This is a genomic window from Pseudomonas sp. KH_017 (genome assembly GCF_057840285.1).
The window spans coordinates 934,815-957,240 of record NZ_CM174509.1 but is presented as its reverse complement, the minus strand read 5'-3'; the positions used below and the strand labels follow the sequence as shown (position 1 = coordinate 957,240).

Annotated in this window: 26 protein-coding genes; 14 read left to right on the top strand and 12 right to left on the bottom strand. The window is 58.6% G+C overall.

Annotation, left to right across the window (positions count from 1 at the left end; genetic code table 11):
- Positions 1–10 precede the first annotated feature (10 nt).
- From AC3IT6_RS04295 to AC3IT6_RS04280, 4 genes are all read right to left on the bottom strand, one after another.
- On the bottom strand, positions 11–922 hold the full coding sequence (locus AC3IT6_RS04295) for an SDR family oxidoreductase (protein ID WP_489354393.1): 912 nt from the start codon (positions 920–922) through the stop codon (positions 11–13).
- Between the two features lie 170 nt (positions 923–1,092).
- Positions 1,093–1,995, bottom strand: a complete 903-nt coding sequence (locus AC3IT6_RS04290; RefSeq protein WP_489354392.1) for an alpha/beta fold hydrolase — start codon at positions 1,993–1,995, stop codon at positions 1,093–1,095.
- A complete protein-coding gene (locus AC3IT6_RS04285; RefSeq protein ID WP_489354391.1) occupies positions 1,995–2,801 on the bottom strand; it encodes a class II aldolase/adducin family protein in 807 nt (268 codons plus the stop codon). Before AC3IT6_RS04285 ends, AC3IT6_RS04290 begins: the two co-directional genes overlap by 1 nt.
- 201 nt (positions 2,802–3,002) lie before the next feature.
- Positions 3,003–3,458 (bottom strand): flavodoxin, encoded by a 456-nt coding sequence (locus tag AC3IT6_RS04280; RefSeq protein ID WP_489354390.1) that lies wholly within the window; start codon positions 3,456–3,458, stop codon positions 3,003–3,005.
- Between the two features lie 102 nt (positions 3,459–3,560).
- On the opposite strand from AC3IT6_RS04280, the gene AC3IT6_RS04275 reads away from it, so the two are divergent.
- Together AC3IT6_RS04275 and AC3IT6_RS04270 are read left to right on the top strand one after the other, a co-directional pair.
- On the top strand, positions 3,561–4,037 hold the full coding sequence (locus AC3IT6_RS04275; protein WP_489354389.1) for a PAS domain-containing protein: 477 nt from the start codon (positions 3,561–3,563) through the stop codon (positions 4,035–4,037).
- Positions 4,038–4,091: 54 nt separating this feature from the next.
- Positions 4,092–4,697 carry a hypothetical protein gene (locus AC3IT6_RS04270; protein ID WP_150727404.1) on the top strand — a complete coding sequence of 202 codons (606 nt, stop codon included), beginning with the start codon at positions 4,092–4,094 and terminating at the stop codon, positions 4,695–4,697.
- A gap of 3 nt (positions 4,698–4,700) precedes the next feature.
- On the opposite strand, the gene AC3IT6_RS04265 is transcribed toward AC3IT6_RS04270, so the two are convergent.
- A complete protein-coding gene (locus AC3IT6_RS04265; RefSeq protein ID WP_489354388.1) occupies positions 4,701–5,660 on the bottom strand; it encodes a MerR family transcriptional regulator in 960 nt (319 codons plus the stop codon).
- A 223-nt stretch (positions 5,661–5,883) separates the two neighbouring features.
- On the opposite strand from AC3IT6_RS04265, the gene AC3IT6_RS04260 reads away from it, so the two are divergent.
- From AC3IT6_RS04260 to AC3IT6_RS04230, 7 genes are all read left to right on the top strand, one after another.
- On the top strand, positions 5,884–6,453 hold the full coding sequence (locus AC3IT6_RS04260; RefSeq protein ID WP_489354387.1) for an antibiotic biosynthesis monooxygenase: 570 nt from the start codon (positions 5,884–5,886) through the stop codon (positions 6,451–6,453).
- Positions 6,454–6,626: 173 nt separating this feature from the next.
- Entirely contained in the window at positions 6,627–7,337 is a 711-nt protein-coding gene (gene folM, locus AC3IT6_RS04255; RefSeq protein WP_489354386.1) for a dihydromonapterin reductase, read from the top strand.
- A 19-nt stretch (positions 7,338–7,356) separates the two neighbouring features.
- Positions 7,357–7,917, top strand: a complete 561-nt coding sequence (gene folE / locus AC3IT6_RS04250; RefSeq protein WP_008046221.1) for a GTP cyclohydrolase I FolE — start codon at positions 7,357–7,359, stop codon at positions 7,915–7,917.
- A gap of 2 nt (positions 7,918–7,919) precedes the next feature.
- Complete coding sequence (folX, locus tag AC3IT6_RS04245; protein WP_056728405.1) at positions 7,920–8,291, top strand: dihydroneopterin triphosphate 2'-epimerase; 372 nt, start codon at positions 7,920–7,922, stop codon at positions 8,289–8,291.
- 96 nt (positions 8,292–8,387) lie between these two features.
- Positions 8,388–8,684 carry a DUF1244 domain-containing protein gene (locus tag AC3IT6_RS04240; RefSeq protein ID WP_046040093.1) on the top strand — a complete coding sequence of 99 codons (297 nt, stop codon included), beginning with the start codon at positions 8,388–8,390 and terminating at the stop codon, positions 8,682–8,684.
- Positions 8,677–9,015, top strand: coding sequence for a HopJ type III effector protein (locus AC3IT6_RS04235; protein WP_223448078.1), 339 nt, complete (start codon positions 8,677–8,679; stop codon positions 9,013–9,015). Before AC3IT6_RS04240 ends, AC3IT6_RS04235 begins: the two co-directional genes overlap by 8 nt.
- Positions 9,016–9,254: 239 nt before the next feature.
- Entirely contained in the window at positions 9,255–10,505 is a 1,251-nt protein-coding gene (locus tag AC3IT6_RS04230; RefSeq protein WP_489354385.1) for a 2-aminoadipate transaminase, read from the top strand.
- 91 nt (positions 10,506–10,596) lie between these two features.
- On the opposite strand, the gene trxB is transcribed toward AC3IT6_RS04230, so the two are convergent.
- Positions 10,597–11,553 carry a thioredoxin-disulfide reductase gene (gene trxB / locus AC3IT6_RS04225; RefSeq protein ID WP_489354384.1) on the bottom strand — a complete coding sequence of 319 codons (957 nt, stop codon included), beginning with the start codon at positions 11,551–11,553 and terminating at the stop codon, positions 10,597–10,599.
- A 315-nt stretch (positions 11,554–11,868) separates the two neighbouring features.
- Between trxB and cysZ the strand changes: the two genes are divergently transcribed.
- The gene (cysZ, locus tag AC3IT6_RS04220; RefSeq protein ID WP_489354383.1) at positions 11,869–12,621 is read left to right on the top strand and encodes a sulfate transporter CysZ; all 753 of its coding nucleotides are present in this window, start codon (positions 11,869–11,871) and stop codon (positions 12,619–12,621) included.
- A gap of 36 nt (positions 12,622–12,657) precedes the next feature.
- Positions 12,658–13,857, top strand: a complete 1,200-nt coding sequence (locus tag AC3IT6_RS04215; protein WP_489354382.1) for a glycosyltransferase family 4 protein — start codon at positions 12,658–12,660, stop codon at positions 13,855–13,857.
- A gap of 136 nt (positions 13,858–13,993) precedes the next feature.
- Here the strand turns inward: AC3IT6_RS04215 and AC3IT6_RS04210 are convergent, their stop codons facing one another.
- The 3 genes from AC3IT6_RS04210 to AC3IT6_RS04200 all read right to left on the bottom strand — a co-directional run bounded on the left by AC3IT6_RS04210 (position 13,994) and on the right by AC3IT6_RS04200 (position 16,416).
- On the bottom strand, positions 13,994–15,097 hold the full coding sequence (locus AC3IT6_RS04210) for an NADH:flavin oxidoreductase (protein WP_489354381.1): 1,104 nt from the start codon (positions 15,095–15,097) through the stop codon (positions 13,994–13,996).
- A 228-nt stretch (positions 15,098–15,325) separates the two neighbouring features.
- Positions 15,326–15,808: a glutathione peroxidase gene (locus AC3IT6_RS04205; RefSeq protein WP_103394180.1), complete on the bottom strand. Its 483-nt coding sequence runs from the start codon at positions 15,806–15,808 to the stop codon at positions 15,326–15,328.
- A 122-nt stretch (positions 15,809–15,930) separates the two neighbouring features.
- Positions 15,931–16,416 carry an FKBP-type peptidyl-prolyl cis-trans isomerase gene (locus tag AC3IT6_RS04200; RefSeq protein ID WP_008150718.1) on the bottom strand — a complete coding sequence of 162 codons (486 nt, stop codon included), beginning with the start codon at positions 16,414–16,416 and terminating at the stop codon, positions 15,931–15,933.
- On the opposite strand from AC3IT6_RS04200, the gene AC3IT6_RS04195 reads away from it, so the two are divergent.
- From AC3IT6_RS04195 to yihG, 3 genes are read left to right on the top strand one after another with little or no spacing between them, the layout of a single operon-like run.
- Positions 16,385–16,711 carry a DUF3565 domain-containing protein gene (locus AC3IT6_RS04195; RefSeq protein ID WP_489272152.1) on the top strand — a complete coding sequence of 109 codons (327 nt, stop codon included), beginning with the start codon at positions 16,385–16,387 and terminating at the stop codon, positions 16,709–16,711. The two genes, AC3IT6_RS04200 and AC3IT6_RS04195, sit on opposite strands and share 32 nt — an antisense overlap.
- A gap of 60 nt (positions 16,712–16,771) precedes the next feature.
- Positions 16,772–18,871: a phosphate acetyltransferase gene (gene pta, locus AC3IT6_RS04190; protein ID WP_489354380.1), complete on the top strand. Its 2,100-nt coding sequence runs from the start codon at positions 16,772–16,774 to the stop codon at positions 18,869–18,871.
- Positions 18,872–19,777, top strand: coding sequence for a 1-acylglycerol-3-phosphate O-acyltransferase, YihG family (yihG, locus tag AC3IT6_RS04185; RefSeq protein ID WP_489354379.1), 906 nt, complete (start codon positions 18,872–18,874; stop codon positions 19,775–19,777).
- Positions 19,778–20,175: 398 nt separating this feature from the next.
- Here the strand turns inward: yihG and AC3IT6_RS04180 are convergent, their stop codons facing one another.
- Genes AC3IT6_RS04180 through AC3IT6_RS04170 form a run of 3 tightly spaced genes read right to left on the bottom strand, consistent with a single transcriptional unit; the run spans position 20,176 to position 22,099 of the window.
- The gene (locus AC3IT6_RS04180) at positions 20,176–20,979 is read right to left on the bottom strand and encodes a hypothetical protein (protein ID WP_489354378.1); all 804 of its coding nucleotides are present in this window, start codon (positions 20,977–20,979) and stop codon (positions 20,176–20,178) included.
- A gap of 3 nt (positions 20,980–20,982) precedes the next feature.
- On the bottom strand, positions 20,983–21,567 hold the full coding sequence (locus AC3IT6_RS04175) for a 2OG-Fe(II) oxygenase (protein WP_489354377.1): 585 nt from the start codon (positions 21,565–21,567) through the stop codon (positions 20,983–20,985).
- On the bottom strand, positions 21,548–22,099 hold the full coding sequence (locus AC3IT6_RS04170) for a hypothetical protein (RefSeq protein WP_489354376.1): 552 nt from the start codon (positions 22,097–22,099) through the stop codon (positions 21,548–21,550). Before AC3IT6_RS04170 ends, AC3IT6_RS04175 begins: the two co-directional genes overlap by 20 nt.
- Positions 22,100–22,426 lie beyond the last annotated feature (327 nt).

The window sequence follows — 22,426 nt, the reverse complement described above, 5'->3', positions numbered from 1 at the left end:
GCCGGCGCTATCAGAGCGTATATTTATGTAAATTCCCCATCATTTCCTTCAGCGCTTCGATGTTGTCTTTCGGATGCGCCGCGCCTTCGAAGTCGCAAATCTGCTGCCAGTGCGCCGCCACGTCTTCCGGGGTGAAACCCGTCCGTGGATCGAACCCGGCACCGAGGCTGCGCTCCCAGCGGACCTTGCCCATCCAGCCGCCGCCGACTTCGAACAGACCGGAGGTTTCCTGGCAGTTCTCGCTGGCCAGGTACACCACCAGCGGGCTGACCAGTTCGGGCTTGAGCTGTTCGAAGACTTGCGGCGGGATCAAGCCTTCGGTCATGCGCGTGCCACCGGTGGGGGCGATGGCGTTGACCAGGATGTTGTTCTTGCGGCCTTCGATGGCCAGGGTGCGGGTCAGGCCATAGAGACCGAGCTTGGCCATGCCGTAGTTGGACTGGCCGAAGTTGCCATAGATGCCCGAGGTCGACGCGGTGAAAATGACCCGGCCGTAGTTTTGCTCGCGCATGTGTGGCCAGGCGGCGCGGGTGACTTTGTAGGCACCTTCGACGTGGACGCGGTAAACCAGGTCCCAGTCGGCGTCATCCATTTTGTGAAAGGTCTTGTCGCGCAGAATCCCGGCGTTGTTGACCACCACATCGACGCGACCGAAGACGTCCAGGGCGTGCTGGACCAGTTTGTCACCGTCAGTGACCGAGTCGTGGTTGGCCTCGGCGATGCCGCCAGCCTCGCGAATGTCCGCGACCACGCGGTCGGCGGCCGAGGCGTTGGCGCCTTCGCCCTGAGTCGAGCCGCCAAGATCGTTGACCAGCACCCTGGCGCCCTGTTTGGCGAACAGCAGTGCATGCGCCCGTCCCAGGCCGCCACCAGCTCCGGTGATGATCACGACTTTATCTTCGAAGCGCACAGACTCATTCATGGGGGACTCCAGCAGGCCAAGGGACAGTGAGGCCGAGTTTCAGGCACGGCGCAGCGGGTCACAATGAACACGGGGGAGGCTGAATGGTGGGCGATAAGGCTGGGGGATGATGATCGCGTCGGACAGGATGACGCGATCCCACAGAAGCAGAACAGATTCAACGCTGCGAATCAGGAACACGCCACCTTGCGCGGCGGCAAGAGCAGTTGATCGCGAAACGCCAGGTAGTGCTTGAGCACCTCGCAGGGCGCCTCGATCTGTGGGTAGTGGCCAATGTCGGGCAACACCACCGTGTCCGCCTCCGGGATCAGCTCCCGGTAACGCTCGACCATGTGCACGCCGGAGACCGGATCGACCCCGCCATCAATCACTCGCAGCGGCACTTCACCGCGTTGCATCGCGCTCACCCAGCGGTTGCGCCAGACGCGTCGCTCCGGGATGTAGGCGATCAATTTGTGCATGATCCGTGGCCCGCGATGGCTTTCGACCAGGCTCCAGAAATCATCCATCTGGCTTTCACTGGGACGGGTTTGCGGACCGAAAATCTGCCGAAAGCTTCTCACCAGGCCATCACGGCTGAAGGCGCGACCAATCATCCAGCCCAAAGGACTGAGCAAGAGTTTTTGCATCAGTAGCGGGTGGTGGGTTTCCGGAAACAACCCGCCGTTGAGAAACACGCAACTGGCCAGCTCCAACCGCGATTCGTAATGCCGGGCCAGCAGTTCCTGAGCCACGCTGTCGCCGTAATCGTGGGCGAGCAGGTGCACTGGCTGCTCCACATTCAGGTGTTCAAGCAGTGCCTGTTGCAGATCCGCTTGCTCCAGCAGGCTGTATTCGTGATTCGCCGGTTTGGCCGAGTCGCCAAAGCCCAGCATGTCGCAAGCGATCACGCGAAAGCGCTGGGCCAATGGCTGCCACAGGTAATGCCAGTCCCAACTGGCGGACGGAAAGCCGTGAATGAGCAGCAGTGGCTCACCCTGCCCTGCTGTCCAGTAACGGATGCTCTGGTCACGAAAAATGAATGTCTGGCTGCGCTTGCGCCAGACACACAGAGGGATCTCGGCGAGTGCCATTAGAGTTTATAACCCGGGTCCAGTTTATCGAGTTTACGCAGCAGCGCCGGCCACGCCAGCGCACCGCCCATTCCTTGAGCACTTCGGGTGACTCCCGCGATCATGGCTTTGGCGCCGGCCAGAATCTGCGGTTCGATGGCGATCAGTTCAGCGGCACCGTTTTGCGCCATGACCTGAATGTCGCAGGCACGCTGAAAGGTGAACATCATCAGGAACGTATCGGCGATGGTGCTGCCGCAGGTCAGCAGACCGTGGTTATGCAACATCAGGAAATTGTTTTCACCGAGGTCGGCCTGCAGCCGCACTTTCTCTTCATGGTTGAGCGCCACGCCTTCGTAGGCGTGATAGGCCAGGCTGGAAAGCACGAACAACGACTGTTGGCTGATCGGCAGAACGCCCTGCTTCTGTGCCGACACCGCAACCCCCGAAGCCGTGTGAGTGTGGAGCACGCAGACGACATCGTGACGGACTTCATGCACGGCGCTGTGGATGGTGTAGCCCGCCGGATTGATCTCGTAAGGACTGTCCATCAGCTTGTTGCCGGCCTGATCCACCTTGACCAGGCTCGACGCGGTTATTTCGTGAAACATCAACCCGAACGGGTTGATCAGGAAATCTTCGGTGCCGGGCACCTTGGCGGAGATATGGGTGAAGATCAGGTCATCCCAGCCATGTTGGGCGACCAGGCGATAACAGGCCGCCAGGTCGACGCGGGTCTGCCACTCGGCAGCACTGACCTGGTCTTTGACACTGTGTGGCGATTGGACGGGAGCGACAGTCACGGCAAGGAGCCTCGGTGTTTTCATGATGGAGTGTTTCCAATGATTACCGAGTCTAGTCAGCCCTTGAGGTTCGTGTAGTTGCATTCGCAGCCAGCTTGGTGGCCCTGCGAGTCAGTCGTCCTGTTGCCCTGGATCCATGTCGAATGACCGGCGTCAGCAAGGGTCTGACAGGCAGTTTTTACCGCACTGTCAGCCCCCTGACTGGCATGGATGCCGGGGTAACGATCAGGCGCGCAATGCGCTGATCAGGTCCGCCAGCCAAGGCTCGGCGTCCGTCTCGGGGGTCACCGTTTCGCTGGCATCCAGACGCAACATCGGCAGTACTTCGCGAATGCCCAGTTCACCGAACAATTCGCGCATCTGCTCGCCGCCGCCACAAAAAGTATCGCCATAACTCGCATCGCCCAATCCGATCACTGCACCTGGCAAACCGCGCCAAGCCACTGGCAATTGCTCACGAATGCTCGAATACAGCGGTTGCAGGTTGTCCGGCAGCTCACCCATGCCGGTGGTCGACGTCACCGCCAGAAAGGCTTCGGGGCCAAACGCCTGGACATCGGCGAGGGTCGCACGCGGGTTGTGCCAGGTTTCGAAACCGGCGGCTTTCAACAGGCTGGCGGCGTGGCGGGCAACTTCTTCGGCCGTGCCGTACACCGAGCCGGAAATGATGGCGACTTTCATCAATCTGATCCTGAATCCGAGTAAAAGACCCGGATATTAACACCACGGTCGTGATTATTCTTTTAGAATGCAATTGACAATCAATCAGGAAAGGATACTCCGATGATTAATGCACAGCTGCTGCAAATGGTGATCAACGCCTCCAACGACGGTATCGTGATTGCCGAAAAGGAAGGTGATCAGGACAAAATCCTCATTTACGTCAACCCCGCGTTCGAACGCCTGACGGGGTACTCCAGCGAAGAAATCCTCTATCAGGATTGCCGCTTCCTGCAGTCGGGGGATCGCGACCAGGAAGCCCTGCCGCTGATTCGCGACGCCTTGAACGGTGAAGGATGCTGCCGGGAAATACTGCGCAACTACCGCAAGGACGGCACACCGTTCTGGAACGAGCTGTCCCTTTCCACGGTGAAAAATCCAGCGGACGGGCAAACCTATTTTGTCGGTGTGCAGAAAGACGTCACCGTGCAGGTCAAGGCGCAACAGCGCGTGGCCCAGTTGGAGGGGCAGTTGGCTGAACTCCAGGCCGAGATTGCCGCGCTCAAGGCGACGAACGGTAAAAACAAAATTCAGAATTAATGGTCAGTAACTACAATCACCAATGACTTTGTAACCCTATCTTTCGAGCTGGCCATGCAACGCGACGCGCTCCTGACCCAGGATGAGCTGGATTTCATCCAGGCCATGCAACACAACCCGCAACTCAATGTGCGGGACGCGACGTCGAGTCTGCTCGTCAACGGTGGGTCACAAATCCGTGACCTGCTCACCCGTCTGGCGGCCCATGAGCAGGTCACCATTCAAGCCAGTTTCGAAAACCAGCAAATGACCTTCCCCCTGCACCTGGTGGAAGACGAGTTTCATGCGCTGCATTTGCGCCTCGGTGTGCCGAGCATCTATGAAGACGGGCCGATGGCCCGGCCTTGGCGCCTGGTACTGGACGAACCGGTAGCGCTGGAAAACGCCAAGGGTCAACCCGGCACCCTGTGGGTACACGAAGTGTCGTGCAAAGGGGTTCTGCTGGAGGTTCGCAACAAGACCAAGCCACCGAAGCATTTCGCCTTGTGGTTCAGCCCGTCAGGCTATGAGCGAATTGCCTTGCGTGGCACTTTCGAGAAAGAAAACGAACAGGGTTTCTTTGCCTATCAGCTGAGCCAGAACGATACGGATGAAACCGAGCGTCTGCGCCAGTTCATCCTGCAACAGCATCGCTTGACTCATCCAGCGCTGCATCTCTGAACTTCAAGTATCCAGATTACCCGCCAGGAACTGCTTCAGACGCTGGCTCATGACCTCCCCTGCATTGCCCAGGCAACCGATCGATGACCCGGCCAGGCTCTCCTGTGCCAGGTCGCAAGCATCGCCGGCCAACAACAATCGACACTCCAGACTCATGGCCAGGCGATTCAAGCGCCGTGGCAACTCGGCAGTCGGCGCATGATTGGAAAACAGCACCAACGCCAAGGGCTTGATCCTTTCACACGTCAGGGCCAGTTCCTCGAACGGCTGGCCCATGTTCAGCACGCGAACGGCCACTGGCCCGGAACTCAGGAACAGGGCGGCGACCAGCAGCTCCAGCTCCCGGCACTGGCCTACCAGGGCACAGATGACCACACGACGTGGCTGTTTGTCGCGCAGCAACAACAAACGCTGCACCACCCGGGAACGCAGAAAACCATCCAGGAACAGCCACTCGCTGGTTCCACCGAACTGGTCCTGGCGTTGCAACAACTGCTTCCAGACAGGGATCAGAATGTCCTGGAACACCACCGGCAGTGAGTAACTGGAAAAGATTTGCCCGTAGACCTGCTCCAGCCGAATGTCGTCAAACCCGTTGACCGCAGCAAGCACCAACTGCTGCCACTGCGCGTAATCGGCTTCCACGAGGCTGTTGGGGATGATGTGGGACAGCGCCTGGAGCGGCTCGGTCCTGGCCAGGATCTTGCCGATCCTGCTGACCGCAACACCGCGCTCGATCCAGCCGAGAATGCTACGGACACGCTCAATATCGGACATCGAATACAGTCGATGCCCGCTATCGGTGCGTGTTGGAACAATCAGGCCGTAGCGTCGTTCCCAGGCTCGAAGCGTGACCGGGTTGACACCTGTCAGTCGCGCCACCTCGCGAATGGGAAAGAGTTCTTCCTGTTCGAGAGCGACGGCCTGCGTGGAGCCTGAAGCGACGTCAGTAAATATGGGCATCCTGTTGAAACATCCCTGTATCGTCCGAGCGTTATTCTAACGCCCCTGCCCCGTAAAATTTCCGTAAAGAATCGATGCCGCGAATCAGCGGATAAACGTCACAGACGCCACGGGCAGAATCAGGAATAATCCTTGCTTGTTTCGAGTCGCAGCCCACCACCCCGGCGCTGTGCCTGGCGAAGCTCCTATCCGGAGCGACGCAAATGCCTTACGGAGATACACAATGTCTACCCCACCCGTCACGCTGATGGTTGCGCGCCGCGTTGCCAATGGACGTTACCAGGACCTGATCGCCTGGTTGCGCGAAGGCGAACAACTGGCCACCGACTTTCCCGGCTACCTCGGCTCCGGCGTACTCGCACCGCCACCCGGCGATGACGAATTCCAGATCATTTTCCGCTTCGCCGACGAACAGTCCCTGCACGTCTGGGAGCATTCGGCCTCGCGCACTGCCTGGCTGGCACGTGGCAGCGACCTGTTCGCCCACCCGATAGAACACCGGGTCAGCGGTATCGAAGGTTGGTTCGGTGCCGTCGGTCAACGCCCGCCGCGCTGGAAACAGGCCGTGGCGATCTGGCTGGCGTTCTTTCCGGTCTCGCTGCTGTTCAACTTTGTGCTCGGTCCGCTGATGAGTGACATGAGCCTGCTGCCGCGGGTATTCATCAGCACACTGTGCCTGACGCCGCTGATGGTTTACCTGTTCATTCCGTTGTCGACCCGTTTGCTGGCCAATTGGCTTATCAGTGCGCCAGCGCGACCGCTGCCCGCAGAACCCACCGTCCAAAATCGCTGATCCCCCTGTGGGAGCGGGCTTGCTCGCGAAGGCCATGTATCAGTCAATATTTGTACTGTCTGACACCACGCTTTCGCGAGCAAGCCCGCTCCCACACAGGCCCGTTTTTGCACAATAGGTATAGCACTCCCGTCGCTGGTATAGTTTTGCTCTCACCGCGATGCGAGCCGTTCATGACTTCTTCCGCAGCCCCTATTCTCATTACCGGCGCCGGCCAGCGTGTCGGCCTGCACTGCGCCCGGCGATTGCTGGAAGATGGCCATCGGGTGATTTTCAGCTACCGCAGCGAGCGTCCCGGTGTACAAGCCCTGCGCGACCTGGGAGCCACCGCGGTGTTCGCGGACTTCGCCAGCGAGACCGGGATCCTCTCCTTCATCAGCGAACTGAAAACCCACACCGACTGTTTGCGGGCGATTGTCCACAACGCCTCCGAATGGCTGGCCGAAACGCCCGACACCGACGCCGCGGCATTCACCCGCATGTTCAGCGTGCACATGCTGGCGCCCTACCTGATCAACCTGCATTGCGCCGACCTGCTGCAACGCTCGAGCCCCGCCGACATCGTGCACATCAGCGATGACGTGACCCGCAAGGGCAGCAGCAAGCACATCGGCTATTGCGCCAGCAAAGCCGGGCTCGACAGCCTGACCCTGTCCTTCGCCGCCAGGTACGCGCCGGCCATCAAGGTCAACGGGATCGCGCCGGCCCTGCTACTGTTCAACCCTGAAGACGACGCGGCCTACCGCGCCAAAGTGCTGGCCAAATCCGCGCTGGGCATCGAACCCGGCTGCGAAGTGATCTACCAGAGCCTGCGCTATCTGCTCGACAACCCTTATGTCACCGGCACCACCCTGACCGTCAATGGCGGAAGGCACATCAAATAGTGTCCCGCGAGGATTTTCCATGACGTTATCCCTGCCCCAGAACTATCGAGAGATCCTCATCGGTCTCGGTGAAAACCCCGACCGCGAAGGCTTGCTCGATACGCCGACGCGTGCAGCCAAAGCCATGCAGTACCTTTGCCATGGTTACGAGCAAAGTGTCGAAGAGATCGTCAATGGCGCGCTGTTCGCCTCCGACAACGATGAAATGGTCATCGTCGACAACATCGAGCTGTACTCGCTTTGCGAACACCACATCCTGCCCTTCATCGGCAAGGCGCATGTGGCTTATATTCCAACCGGCAAGGTGCTGGGCCTGTCGAAGATCGCGCGGCTGGTGGACATGTTCGCCCGGCGCCTGCAGATCCAGGAAAACCTAACCCGGCAAATCGCCGACGCGGTGCAACAGGTGACCGGCGCGGCAGGCGTCGCAGTGGTCATCGAGGCGCAGCACATGTGCATGATGATGCGCGGCGTCGAGAAACAGAATTCGACCATGAACACCTCGGTGATGCTCGGCGCCTTCCGCGAGTCGAGCAACACCCGCCAGGAGTTCCTGCAATTGATTGGACGGAGCAAGTAGCAATGCCACAACTTCAGCCAGGCATGGCACGCATCCGGGTCAAAGACCTGGGCCTGCGTACCTTCATCGGCATCAACGAGGATGAAATCCTCAACAAGCAGGATGTACTGATCAACCTCACCATTCTGTACGCAGCCCAGGAAGCGGTAAGGGACAACGACATCGATCACGCGTTGAACTACCGGACCATTACCAAGGCGATCATCGCCCATGTGGAAGGCAACCGCTTTGCGCTGCTCGAACGCCTGACCCAGGAAATTCTCGACCTGGTGATGGCTAACGCATCGGTGCTGTACGCCGAGGTCGAGGTCGACAAGCCCCACGCGCTGCGATTCGCCGAGTCGGTGTCGATTACGCTTGCAGCGAGCCGCTAGCTTCAAGCCACAAGCGCCAAGCTGTAAACTTGCAGCCACCGCCATCCAACTTGCAGCTTCAAGCGTGCCGCTTGAAGCTGACTCGCAGAGACCGCCATGACCGATCAACAACGCCTGGAACTCGAAGCCGCCGCCTTTCGTCGGCTGGTGGCCCACCTGGACAGCCGCAAGGATGTGCAGAACATCGACCTGATGAACCTCTCGGGCTTTTGCCGCAACTGTCTGTCCAAGTGGTACAAGGCCGCAGCCGACGACCGCCAGATCGAGGTCAGCCTCGACGAAGCCCGTGAAGTGGTTTACGGCATGCCGTACGCCGAATGGAAAGCCCAATATCAGCAAGAAGCCAGCGCCGACCAGCAAGCGGCGTTCGCCAAAGGAAAACCCAATGAGTGATTTGAACACCCTGCGCGCCAGCCTCAAAAGCGGCGAACACGCCTTCGCCGACACCCTGGCCTTCATCGCAGCCGGTTACGACTACCAGCCTCAGGCCTTCAACAACGGTGGCGTGGAAAACGCGGCCGGGCAGAACGAAGGCTCGTGCAAGACCCTGGGCCTGGCGCTGCTCGAAGGTTTGAGTGATGAAGAAGCGTTGCTGGCTTTCGGCGAGCATTACCGCTCGGTGCTGGCGACGCCTGAAGGCAGCGACCACGGCAACATCCGCGCGTTGATTGCCCATGGCCTGGCTGGTGTGAATTTCACCCAACAGCCGCTGACCCGCCGCTGATTCAAATTGTAGGAGCAGCCGGTCGACGCACGACTGCTCGCGAAAAACCCAAGAGCACCGCTGGGCATCTGGTTTTACGCGTAATCGTTCACCACCATCGCGAGCAGGCTCGCTCCTACAGATGATCGACAGTACAACCCGACTTTTAAGATTGACCCGGCAACTTTATTTCGTTTGCCCCGCACCACCGCTCACGGCTTAGATAAAAAGAAGTCCTCCTTCTTCCGAGCCGGTCATTCATGCGCAGCGAAACCATCAGCCAGTCGATCAACATCGTTCACCCTGTCACGCTCAGCCACGGCAAAAACGCCGAGGTCTGGGACACCGATGGCAAGCGCTACATCGACTTTGTCGGCGGCATCGGCGTGCTCAACCTCGGCCATTGCCATCCGCGCATCGTCGAAGCCATTCGCGAACAAGCCACCCGACTGACCCACTACGCGTTCAACGCTGCACCCCATGTGCCTTACCTCGAACTGATGGATCGCCTCAGTGCGTTCATGCCGGTGGGTTACCCGGTCAGCGGCATGCTCACCAACAGCGGCGCGGAAGCGGCGGAAAACGCCCTGAAGATCGTCCGTGGTGCCACCGGTCGTAGCGCTGTGATTGCCTTTGATGGCGCCTTCCACGGTCGCACCCTGGCGACACTCAACCTCAACGGCAAAGTCGCGCCCTACAAACAGAAAGTCGGCGTGCTGCCAGGGCCGGTGTTTCACCTGCCCTTCCCCAGCCAGGACAACGGCGTCACCGGTGCCGAAGCCCGCAAAGCCATGGAGCGCCTGTTCAGCGTCGAGATTGATGTCGAAGACGTCGCCTGCTTTATCGTCGAACCGGTGCAGGGCGAAGCGGGCTTCCTGGCCATGGAGGCCGAGTTCGCCCAGGTGCTGCGCAAGTTCTGCGACGACAAGGGCATCGTGCTGATCGCCGATGAAATCCAGTCCGGATTCGGCCGAACCGGCCAGCGCTTCGCGTTCTCGCGGCTGGGCATCGAGCCGGACCTGATCCTGCTCGGCAAAAGCATCGCCGGCGGCGTGCCGCTGGGTGCGGTGGTCGGGCGCAAGTCGCTGCTGGACAACTTGCCCAAGGGCGGACTCGGTGGCACTTACTCCGGCAATCCCATCGCCTGCGCAGCGGCACTGGCAACCCTGGACGAAATGACCGATGCCAACCTGCATGCCTGGGGCGCCCAACAGGAAGAAGCGATTGTCGGTCGCCATGAAAGCTGGCGTGCGAACAACCTGACGCCGTACCTGGGACGCCTGACCGGCGTCGGCGCCATGCGTGGCATAGAGTTGATCAACGCCGATGGCTCGCCCGCACCGGCACAATTGACCCAACTGCTGGCTCTGGCGCGGGATGCGGGTCTGCTGTTGATGCCCAGTGGCAAATCGCGGCACATCATTCGCTTGCTGGCGCCGTTGACCATTGAGGCGACAGTTCTGGAAGAAGGACTGGATATCCTTGAAGCCTGCCTGAAGAAATTGACCTGAACAAAAATCCCACATTGGAATGTGATCGGGTTGTAAATCGTGGGCACAAAAAACCGGCCGAAGCCGGTTTTTCATTTCAACGAAAGCAGAATCAAGCGTTCTGCAGATCGTCGAGGTAACGCTCGGCATCCAGTGCCGCCATGCAACCGGCGCCAGCCGAGGTGATGGCCTGACGGTACACGTGGTCAGCCACGTCACCGGCGGCGAAGATACCTTGGAGGCTGGTGGCAGTGGCGTTGCCGTCACGGCCACCCTGCACTACCAGGTAGCCGTCTTTCAGGGTCAACTGGCCTTCGAACAGCGAGGTATTCGGGGTGTGGCCGATGGCGATGAACACGCCGTCGACTTTCACTTCGTCGAAGCTGCCGTCGTTGTTCTTCAGGCGGGCACCGGTCACGCCCATGTTGTCGCCCAGCACTTCGTCCAGGGTCGCGTTCAGCTTCAGCTCAATCTTGCCTTCGGCAACACGGGCATTCAGCTTGTCGATCAGGATCTTCTCGGCGCGGAAAGTTTCGCGACGGTGGATCAGGGTGACCTTGCTGGCGATGTTGGCCAGGTACAGGGCTTCTTCGACAGCGGTGTTGCCGCCGCCGACCACAGCAACCGGCTTGTTGCGATAGAAGAAACCGTCGCAGGTCGCGCAGGCCGAAACGCCTTTGCCCATGAACGTTTCTTCGGACGGCAGGCCCAGGTAACGAGCGCTGGCGCCAGTGGCGATGATCAGTGCGTCGCAGGTGTAAGTCGCGCTGTCGCCGGTCAGGGTGTACGGCTTGGCAGCGAAGTCGACGGCATTGATGTGATCGAACACGATCTCGGTTTCAAAGCGCTCGGCGTGCTCGCGCATCCGCTCCATCAGCGCCGGGCCGGTCAGGCCGTGGACGTCGCCCGGCCAGTTGTCGACTTCGGTGGTGGTGGTCAGTTGACCGCCGGCCTGCATGCCGGTGATCAGCAGTGGCTTGAGGTTGGCACGGGCGGCATAGACCGCAGCGCTGTAACCGGCAGGGCCGGAACCGAGAATAATCACTCGCGAATGACGGACTTCAGACATGACCTGCTCCTGTTGACCGGCCTGGTACACCTGGCACGGAACGCCGGATTGCCGGCTGGAATAAAAAAGAACGGTTGAAAGCACTTGGGGAAGGCTTGAACCCGACCGTCCTGTAAAAAGATTGGGTGCAGCGTATCGAGGGGGCGAAGATTAAGGAAATACGGTTTAACAATCCAGCTCATAGGTGGTCTCTATGCCATCTGGCCGACGATATCGACGTCTTTGTTACAGTGAATGTCGATACCGCCACCGCGCTTTCGCCTGTGAAGCAAAGCCGGTAAGGTCGGCGCGTTTTCCCTCTGCTTGGAGCCTCTTATGCCCGCCCCTGTTCTGTCCGGCCCGCAATACCTGCGCGAAGGCCTCAAGCTGGTGCTGAGCCCCAGCCTGCGTTTGTTTGTGCTGTTGCCGCTGGCAATCAACCTGGTGCTGTTCGTCGGATTGATCTACCTGGCCGGCCATCAATTCAGCCTGTGGGTCGACACCCTGATGCCGTCTCTGCCCGACTGGCTGAGTTTTCTCAACTACATCCTCTGGCCATTGTTCGTGGTGCTGGTGGTGTTGATGGTGTTCTTCACCTTCACCATGCTCGCCAACGTCATTGCCGCGCCGTTCAACGGCTTCCTCGCGGAGAAAGTCGAAGTGGTGGTACGCGGTACCGATGACTTCCCGGCCTTCAGTTGGGGCGAGCTGATCGCGATGATTCCGCGCACCCTGGCCCGGGAGATGCGCAAGCTCGGCTACTTTCTGCCCCGGGCCATCGGGCTGTTCATCCTCTCGTTCATCCCGGTGGTGAACATCGTCGCCGCGCCGCTGTGGCTGTTGTTCGGGGTGTGGATGATGGCGATCCAGTACATCGACTACCCGGCGGACAACCACAAGCTGGGCTGGAACGAAATGCTCGCCTGGCTGCGCCAGAAGCGCTGGCAGAGCATGAGCTTCGGCGGCAGCGTGTATCTGGTGCTGCTGATTCCGGTGGTCAACATCCTGATGATGCCGGCGGCCGTGGCCGGCGCGACGCTGTTCTGGGTACGTGAACGCGGCGCGGAAAACCTGGTGACCCAACGCTAAGTCACAAATACATCATCCTGACGTCACACTGACGACATGGCCCCGGTCGACACTGGGGTCATGACGACAGCTCTGCATATCACCCTGATCACCGAAACCTTCCCACCGGAAATCAACGGCGTGGCCAATACCCTTGGTCGCTTGTGCGACGGTTTGCGCGCGCGCGGGCATCAAGTGGAATTGGTGCGGCCGCGCCAGGGCTGCGACCAGCAGCTGGGCAGCGACGATGAATTGCTGTTGTGCCGCGGCTGGCCACTACCGGGCTATCCCGGCCTGCAATGGGGTCAGTCGTCGATGCACAAACTGCTGCGGCGCTGGACGCGTCACCGCCCGGATGTGCTCTACATCGCCACCGAAGGACCGCTGGGTCTCTCTGCGTTGCGTGCGGCACGGCGACTGGGGATTTCCGTGGTCAGCGGTTTCCACACCAATTTCCAGCAATACTCTAACCAGTACGGGTTTGGTTTGCTCACGCGCCTGCTGACTCACTACCTGCGCTGGTTCCACAATCGCTCGACCATGACCCTGGTGCCCAGCGTCAGCCAGCGCCTGGAACTGGAGCGACGTCAGTTCGAGCGACTGGCGTTGCTGTCCCGTGGGGTCGACAGCGAATTGTTTCACCCGGCCAAACGCTTGAATGCCCTGCGCGAGCAATGGGGACTGGCCGAGGCAGACATCGCCGTCATTCATGTCGGACGCCTGGCCCCGGAAAAGAATCTCGGCTTGCTCAAGCGCACCTTCAATACCCTCAAGGCGAGTTATCCCCAGCGCACGCTGAAACTGATCGTGGTCGGCGATGGCCCGCAGCGCCAGGAACTGGAAAACGAAATGCCTGAGGCGATTTTCTGCGGCACCCAACGGGGTGAAGCCCTGGCGTGTCACTACGCCTCGGGCGACGTGTTTCTGTTTCCGAGCCTGACCGAAACCTTCGGCAATGTGGTGCTTGAAGCACTCGCTTCGGGGCTTGGCGTGGTCGCCTACGACCAGGCGGCAGCCGCCCAGCATATTCGTCATGGCTACAACGGCGTGCTGGCGATGCCCGGGGATGAAGAGGCGTTCTGCGATGCAGCGGCATGGCTGCTGGAGGAAAGGGAAGCCTTGCGCAATGTGAGGCTCAATGCGCGCCAGCACGCCAGTCGCCAGGGTTGGGCGTCGATTATCGAGCAGTTCGAAGGGCAGTTGCGCGGGGCGTGTGCGGGGGAGATGGTGGTGCCGAATGCACCGATTGCTCCCTGAATCTTGGGTGATTTGAAGTCCGCCATCGCGAGCAAGCTCGCTCCCACAGTAGTTCTGCGGTGGTCACAGGATTTGTGGTCACCATCGATCAATGTGGGAGCGAGCTTGCTCGCGATGAGGCCTTCCCGGTCGCCGCTTAAACCAGCGTCATCAACGCCTCACGGCTGAACGGCAGAATGTCTTCCTCACGGCCGTCGCGCACTTTCTGCGCCCAGTCCGGGTCCACCAGCAAGGCACGGCCGACCGCCACCAGGTCGAACTCATCGTTGTTCAGGCGCTCCAGCAGTTTTTCCAGGCTGGCGGGCTGCGCGACCTTGTCAGTGTTGACCATGAATTGCAGGAACTCGCCATCCAGACCGACGCTGCCCACGGTGATGGTCGGTTTGCCGGTGAGTTGGCGGGTCCAGCCGGCAAGGTTCAGCTCGGAACCGTCGAACTCCGGTTCCCAGAAGCGGCGGGTCGAGCAGTGGAAAATATCCACGCCTGCGTCGGCCAGCGGCTTGAGGAACTCGCCCAAGGCTTCCGGGGTTTGCACCAGACGCGCGGTGTAGTCCTGTTGCTTCCACTGGGAGAAACGGAAGATGATCGGGAAACCTTCACCGACCGCGGCCCGCACGGCCTGAATCAATTCAATGGCGAAGCGCGAACGGTTGGCCAGGCTGCCGCCGTATTCGTCGCTACGCTGGTTGCTGCCTTCCCAGAAGAACTGGTCCACCAGATAACCGTGGGCACCGTGGATTTCCACGCCGTCCATGCCGATGCTCTGGGCATCCTTGGCGGCCTGGGCGAACGCGGCGATCACGTCCTGGATATCCTGCCTGGTCATGCCGTGCACCACGACCTGACCTTCCTTCACTTTTTCCGACGGGCCATAACCCGGCACGCTGGCGTCCGGTTCGGTGCCGATACGGCGTACGCTGCCCACATGCCACAACTGCGGAACGATCTTGCCGCCTTCGGCGTGAACGGCGTCGACGACTTTCTTCCAGCCGGCCAGGGCCGCTTCACCGTAGAAATGCGGAACGTTCGGGTAGCCGTTGGAAGCCTTGTGACCGACGGTGGTGCCTTCGGTGATGATCAGGCCGACGCCCGCGGCGGCGCGACGACGGTAGTATTCGATCACTTTGGAATTAGGCACGCCGCCCGGGGAAAAGGAGCGGGTCATCGGCGCCATGACGACGCGGGTCGGCAGTTCGAGGGTGCCGAGGTGGAACGGTTTGAACAGGGCTTTGACTGGCATGGGACGCTCCACGGGAAGTAATTTTATGACGGCGATAATATGGAGTGGGCGTCGCTTTGAACAGCACTATTGATTGCAGTGATTAAGGATCAAAAGATAGGGAATATTGTAGGAGCAGCCGGTCGACGCTCGACTGCTCGCGATGGACTGGAGAACGCCGCGCCGTATCAGGCTTGCAGCGTTATCGTTGACGTCCATCGCGAGCAAGCTCGCTCCTACAGGGGGGAATCAGCTCAGCGCTTTTTCAATCGCGTGAACGATGGTCGGATCATCCGGTGCCGTACGTGGCGAGAACCGAGCCAGTACTCGGCCGTCCTTGCCCAGCAGGAACTTCTCGAAGTTCCAGGTGATGTCGCCGGGAAACTCCGCGCCCTCGCCCGCCAGCAGGCGGTACAACTGATGACGTTCATGCCCGTTGACTTCCAGCTTGCTGGACAACGGAAAGGTCACGCCATAGTTGAGGCTGCAGAAATCCTTGATCTCTTGCTCGGTCCCCGGTTCCTGCCCGGCAAACTGGTTGCACGGCAAGCCCAGCACGCTGAAGCCTTTGCCCTTGTATTGCTGATAGAGGTTTTCCAGCGCCGCGTACTGCGGGGTCAGGCCGCATTTTGAGGCGACGTTGACCACCAGTACGACTTGGCCTTTGAAAGGCGCCAGAGGTAGCTCCTGTCCATCCAGGGCTGTCAATTTAAGGTCGTGAAAAGCACTCATGGCGTACTCCAGATTCCCGTGTTCTTCTCGAAACAGCCACTTGGCGGTGTCGTCAGGGACAGCCGCAGACTAAAGAGGCGCCCATAGGGCGCCTCTCCAGTTATCTGAGCTTAGCGCAGAAATCAGTGGTGATGGCCACCTTCGCCATGGACGTGGCCATGAGCGATTTCTTCCTGGCTGGCGTCACGGATGTCGATGATCTTGACCTGGAAATTCAGGCGCTGACCGGCCAACGGGTGGTTGCCGTCAACGGTGACGTCGTCGCCGTCCAGATCACGGATGGTCACGATCTGCATCTGGCCGTCCGGAGCGGAAGCGTGGAACTGCATGCCCACTTCCAGCTCGTCGACGCCTTCGAACATGCTGCGGCTCAGGGTGCTGACCAGTTCGGCAGCGTATTCGCCGTAAGCGTCTTCCGGTTCAACGGCTACGGTCAGCTCGTCGCCGACAGTCTTGCCTTCCAGAGCCTTTTCCAGGCCCGGGATGATATTGCCTGCGCCTTGCAGGTAGACCAGCGGCGCGCCGCCGGCGGAGCTGTCGATGACCTCACCAGCGTCGTTGGTCAGGGTATAGTCGATGGAGACAGCCTTATTGGCGGCGATCAGCATGGGGCGAGACCTTTTGCATAAGAAGATTGAAAGGCCAAGTTTAGCGAAGCAATCGACCGAAAGCGAACACAACCCGGACAAACGGGATTCGACGATCACAGGCTTCCACCAGGACGAGGACGGACACTGGGTGGCCGAGCTTTCCTGCGGCCACACCCAACACCTGCGGCACCAACCGCCATGGCAATCACGTGCCTGGGTCATGGACCCTGCGCAGCGCCAGGAAAAAATAGGCCAACCCTTTGCCTGCGGTTGGTGCGCACAGGGCTCGGTTAGCGATAACCTTGGCGACTGAATTTCGGTAGACGACCAGTTATAGGTCATCACCTTTGCAATGCACCTTTAGAGAATCCGCATGCAAACTTTTTTTATCGCGCCCACCGATTTTGGTGTGGGTCTGACCTCCATCAGCCTCGGGCTGGTGCGTACCCTTGAGCGGGCCGGGCTCAAGGTCGGTTTTTTCAAGCCGATTGCCCAGCCGCACCCGGGCGACACTGGCCCGGAACGTTCCACTGAACTGGTGGCGCGTACCCATGGCTTGAAACCGCCCCAGCCCTTGGGGCTGGCCCATGTCGAGCGCATGCTCGGCGACGGTCAGCTCGATGAGTTGCTCGAAGAAATCATCACCCTTTATCAGCAGGCTGCCATCGGCAAGGACGTGCTGATCGTTGAAGGCATGGTGCCGACCCGCAGCGCCAGTTATGCCGCGCGGGTCAACCTGCACCTGGCCAAGAGCCTCGACGCCGAGGTGATCCTGGTCTCGGCACCGGAAAACGAAGTGCTGACCGAGCTCTCCGGTCGCGTCGAGTTGCAGGCGCAATTGTTCGGCGGCCCGAAGGACCCGAAAGTCCTTGGTGTGATCCTCAACAAGGTCAAGACCGAGGAAAGCATGGAGGCCTTCGCCACACGCCTGAAGGAGCATTCGCCGTTGCTGCGCAGTGGTGACTTCCGCTTGCTCGGCTGCATTCCGTTCCAGCCGGAACTGAACGCCCCGCGCACCCGCGACGTTGCCGACCTGATGGGCGCGCAGGTACTCAACGCCGGTGATTACGAAACCCGGCGCATGACCAAGATCATCATTTGCGCCCGCACCATGCGCAACACCGTGGAGTTGCTCAAGCCCGGCGTGCTGGTGGTGACCCCCGGCGACCGCGACGACATCATCCTCGCCGTCAGCCTCGCGGCCCTGAACGGCGTGCCGCTGGCTGGCCTGCTGCTAACCAGCGACACCCTGCCCGACCCACGCATCATGGACCTGTGCCGCGGCGCCCTGCAGGCCGGGTTGCCGGTGCTGTCGGTGAGTACCGGTTCCTATGACACCGCCAACCTGCTCAATGGCCTGAACAAGGAAATCCCCATCGACGACCGCGAACGCGCCGAGATCATTACCGATTTCATCGCCGGCCATCTCGATGCCAACTGGTTGCATCAGCGCTGCGGCACGCCACGGGAAATGCGCCTGTCGCCAGCGGTTTTCCGTTATCAACTGATCCAGCGCGCCCAGGCGGCCAACAAGCGCATCGTGTTGCCCGAAGGCAGCGAGCCGCTAACCGTGCAGGCCGCCGCGATCTGCCAGGCCCGTGGCATCGCGCGCTGTGTGTTGCTGGCCAAGCCCGAGGACGTGCAGGCCGTCGCCCGCGCCCAAGGCATCGAGCTGCCGCCGGGACTGGAAATAATCGATCCGGACTTGATCCGCGAGCGCTATGTCGAACCGATGGTCGCGCTGCGCAAAAGCAAAAGCCTCAACGCGCCGATGGCCGAGCAACAACTGGAAGACACCGTGGTGATCGGCACCATGATGCTGGCCCTGGATGAAGTCGACGGTCTCGTGTCGGGCGTGATCAACACCACCGCCAACACCATCCGCCCGGCCCTGCAACTGATTAAAACCGCGCCGGGCTGCACCCTGGTGTCGTCGGTGTTCTTCATGCTGTTCCCGGAAGAGGTGCTGATCTACGGCGACTGCGTGATGAACCCGCATCCAAGTGCCAGCGAACTGGCAGAGATCGCCCTGCAAAGCGCTGATTCGGCCGCCGCCTTCGGCATCACGCCACGGGTGGCAATGATCAGCTACTCCAGCGGCGAGTCGGACAGCGGCGAAGAAGTCGAGAAGGTTCGCGAAGCCACCCTGCTCGCCCACGAACAACAGCACTCGCTGCTGATCGACGGCCCCCTGCAGTACGACGCCGCCGCCAACGAAAGCGTGGCCCGGCAATTGGCGCCGAACAGTCAGGTGGCCGGCCGTGCCACGGTGTACGTGTTCCCCGACCTCAACACCGGCAACACCACGCACAAGGCCGTACAGCGCAGCGCCGACTGCGTCAGCCTCGGGCCGATGCTGCAAGGCCTGCGCAAACCGGTGAACGATTTGCCCCGCGGCGCGCAGGTCGATGACATCGTCTACACCATCGCCCTGACCGCGATCCAAGCCGCCAACCGACCTATGGATGTGTAAATGCTGGACTTCCTACCTGCTCCGCTGCGAGGCGTGATCGCCTCGCTGCTGTTGGCGCTGAACACGATTTTGCTCTGCTCGTTCCTGTTCTGCGTGGCGCTCGTCAAGGTATTGCCGTTCGCCTTCACCCAGCGCCTCGCGGGCTGGCTGATGAGCCATACCCACGAAGCCTGGATCAGCCTCAACAAAGGCTGGATGAATCTGGTCCGTCGCACGCGCTGGCGCATCAGCGGCCTGCAGGGCCTCGACTATCAGCATTCGTACCTGATCACCAGCAACCACCAGAGCTGGGTCGACATCCTGGTGCTGCAATACGTGCTCAACCGACGCATTCAACCGTTGAAGTTCTTTCTCAAACAAGAACTGATCTGGGTCCCGGTGATCGGTCTGGCTTGGTGGGCGCTGGGCTTTCCGTTCATGAAGCGCTACTCCAAGGCCTATCTGGAGAAGCACCCGGAAAAGAAAGGCAAGGACCTGGAAACCACCCGCAAGACCTGTGCGAAGTTTCGCAACAACCCGGTGGGCATTTTCAACTTCGTCGAAGGCACGCGCTTCACCGAGGGCAAGCACAAGCAACAGCAGTCACCCTTCAAGTACCTGCTCAAGGCCAAGGCAGGCGGCATTGCCTTTGTGCTGGATGCGATGGGCGAGCAGCTTGAATCCCTGGTCAACGTGACCATCCACTACCCCGCCGGGCGTCCGGGTTTCTGGGATTTGCTGTGCGGGAATGTGGCGGACGTGGTGGTGCACTTTGAAGAGCTGAAGATTCCGCCGCAGTTCATTGGCAAGAACTATGACCAGGACGGCGAATACCGCCTGCAGTTTCAGGGCTGGATCAACCAGCTGTGGCAGGACAAGGATGCGTTGCTGGACCAGATGCACCGCGAATTTCCAGGCAAACACTAATCCCCTGTGGGAGCGGGCTTGCTCGCGAAAGCGGTGGATCAGCCAGCTTCAATGCTGAATGGCACACCGCATTCGCGAGCAAGCCCGCTCCCACATTTGATCGAGTCGACCTCAAATAAAAAACCCGCCGATGATCACTCATCGGCGGGTTTTTCATTTCAGGCTAGCGTTTAGATCGCGCCACGCTTGCGTAGCAAATCCAGCACTTGCTTGACGCCTTCGTCCAGCGAAACGGAACTCAGTTCCAAGCGATGAAGCTGACGATTACCCACTCACCAGCGCACTCTTAAGTTCAGCCTGACTCGGGCTTGGTGCTTAAGACTGTCGAATATCTAGTTGGTTTTTACTGAAAATCTGAAGACAAAAATGAGGAACAGATAACTTATATATGGGTTTCGCTACACATAACCATCACTTCCCCCAGTACAGCACCCATATTCATCACCGTTATCGTCTGCGCCAGCATTTTCATTGCCAAACTCAAGGGGACCGATGGTAACTACTGGAACCATCTCGGGAGGAGGAACCGGAAGCACCGGATTTGTGGGCGGAACAAAACCACCACCCCCGCTATTTTCACTGACTGTATAAAATGCCGAAGGCACCAACTCCCCGGTTTCAGGCGACCAATTAAATGAAAGCATATAATTGTTGTATGACGCCCCCAGAATGTCTCTATGCACAAGTTTCATATCGGGCGCCCAGACATAGTCAACGTAGCTATCTGCAGGGTTATTCCTAAAGAAGTCCGCAGCACTCATCGCTAGATTTTCAACCGTTTTTGATACACCAATAGAATACAGGCCAGCTGCTATTGATACAACACTTGCAGTACCAACGACTACGAACGGTGCGGCGGCTAAAACAGCCATGGTGGCGATCACGCCTGCTACATTACCCACAAGACTAATAAGATCACCTTCTTTAAATCCTGCACCATCCCGGATATCCACACCTATTTTTAGAAAGGTAATGGTACCTGCAACTACATTGGCTGGCATACTCACAATCGGCACATATGGACCTGCCAGCTTGGTGACTGACGTCACGCTGGCTATTACGGCACCCGTTTGCGCAGCTTGGTTCAACAACACCATCCCATTACCGTTAACCAAGAACTGGTCTGATATCGCAGTTGCACCCGAACCTACAGTCACTCCATCATTTACGACACCTACAAATATCTCGGCTTTCCCGGCCATATACTACTCCTTAATCACAGTTTTAAACGCAAGTGTCATTCTTACCTGATCACACTTCACGGAAGGTGATCTCGCAGCATGTGGAATTCGTCCATCGAAAATCACTATGCGACGAGACTTTGGTAGCACAGCCTTAATGATATTTTCTTTCGTATCATCATAGAAAACGAGCTCCCCTCCCCAAGACGTCGGCCAGTGCTCGTTACAGAAAACGATCACGGTCAATCCTGGGTGCGTTTTGTTGTCACGGTGTATAATGGTGTCCTGCCCGAACGTCTGCCCGTTTGCATAAACACCTAATAATGTCATGTTAAATTTATGTAAGGCTGAAAATCGCTCCCAAAAACCGATCAGAAAACGCCATGATTCATTGCTGTTCAATTCTTCTAAACAGGACTGCCGATCAGGACGACCTTTACCCGCAATAAACACGTGCCAACAGGGTCTAACGAAGGGGAGTTCTTCATAATTCGGCCAGTTGTATCTCCAAACAGCCCCCTTAAGCTGAAGATTTATACCAACCTCTTCGCTTTCCGTGAGGAAATCGTCAACTACATATATCTCATTATCAATCCGCTCGACTTTCATGCGCTTTCCTTTTCGCTACAACTCTATTCCAAACTCCGTTCCGAACAATTATCAGAAACAAATACAAGGACGAAGCAGCTCCCAAAATCGCCACAAAATAGTTCCTACTATTGTAGCGCCTTATCCAATCCAATATCTCTTTACGACTGATAATCAAATTGTTATCAAAATCATAAATCCACCAAACAAACCGCTTACTCCGATCTGGGTCTACAGCGACCCACAGCCTTCGCGACTTCCTCAAATCCAGATGCAAAACATCACTACTACGAGCTACAATAGTGTATTTATATGCGTCATCACCGAGACCGACCCTCAAATACAAATATGAGTCAGCCTTTGACTGCGAAACGTCTCTGTATATGTAAGCACTCTCCATAACCAGTCTTTCTGGCAAGGGAGGAATCTCCTTTACGTCACCGAGCATATAAGCCGATGCAAAAACCAGAAAAGAAAACACAATTACACAAAAAACAATTTCACCAGCACCTGCAACATACCCAGGAGGAATGTATAAATCTTTTGCACGCATACAACCCCCATGAACGCTGACCAACAACATTATGCACCTAAGGGTTGAGTGTTTTCTGGATCGATCAAAATTCCGCTATTACACACTCTTTGGCGCGGCACGCAACGCCCAGAATAATTAACGCGCACACTAGGGGCACGTCTCCTACCTTTGATATCTGCCTATGTGCAATCGACCCAACATAAACCCGAATAGACTTCTACCTTGCATCTACCAAGGACAATATCTCTCCATGCGAATAAATATAACTTACCCGTTTCCGATATTCCTGTAGTCCATTTCCCAAGCGCTAACAGCGCTGGAAATTCACGCGAAATTGCCGATTGC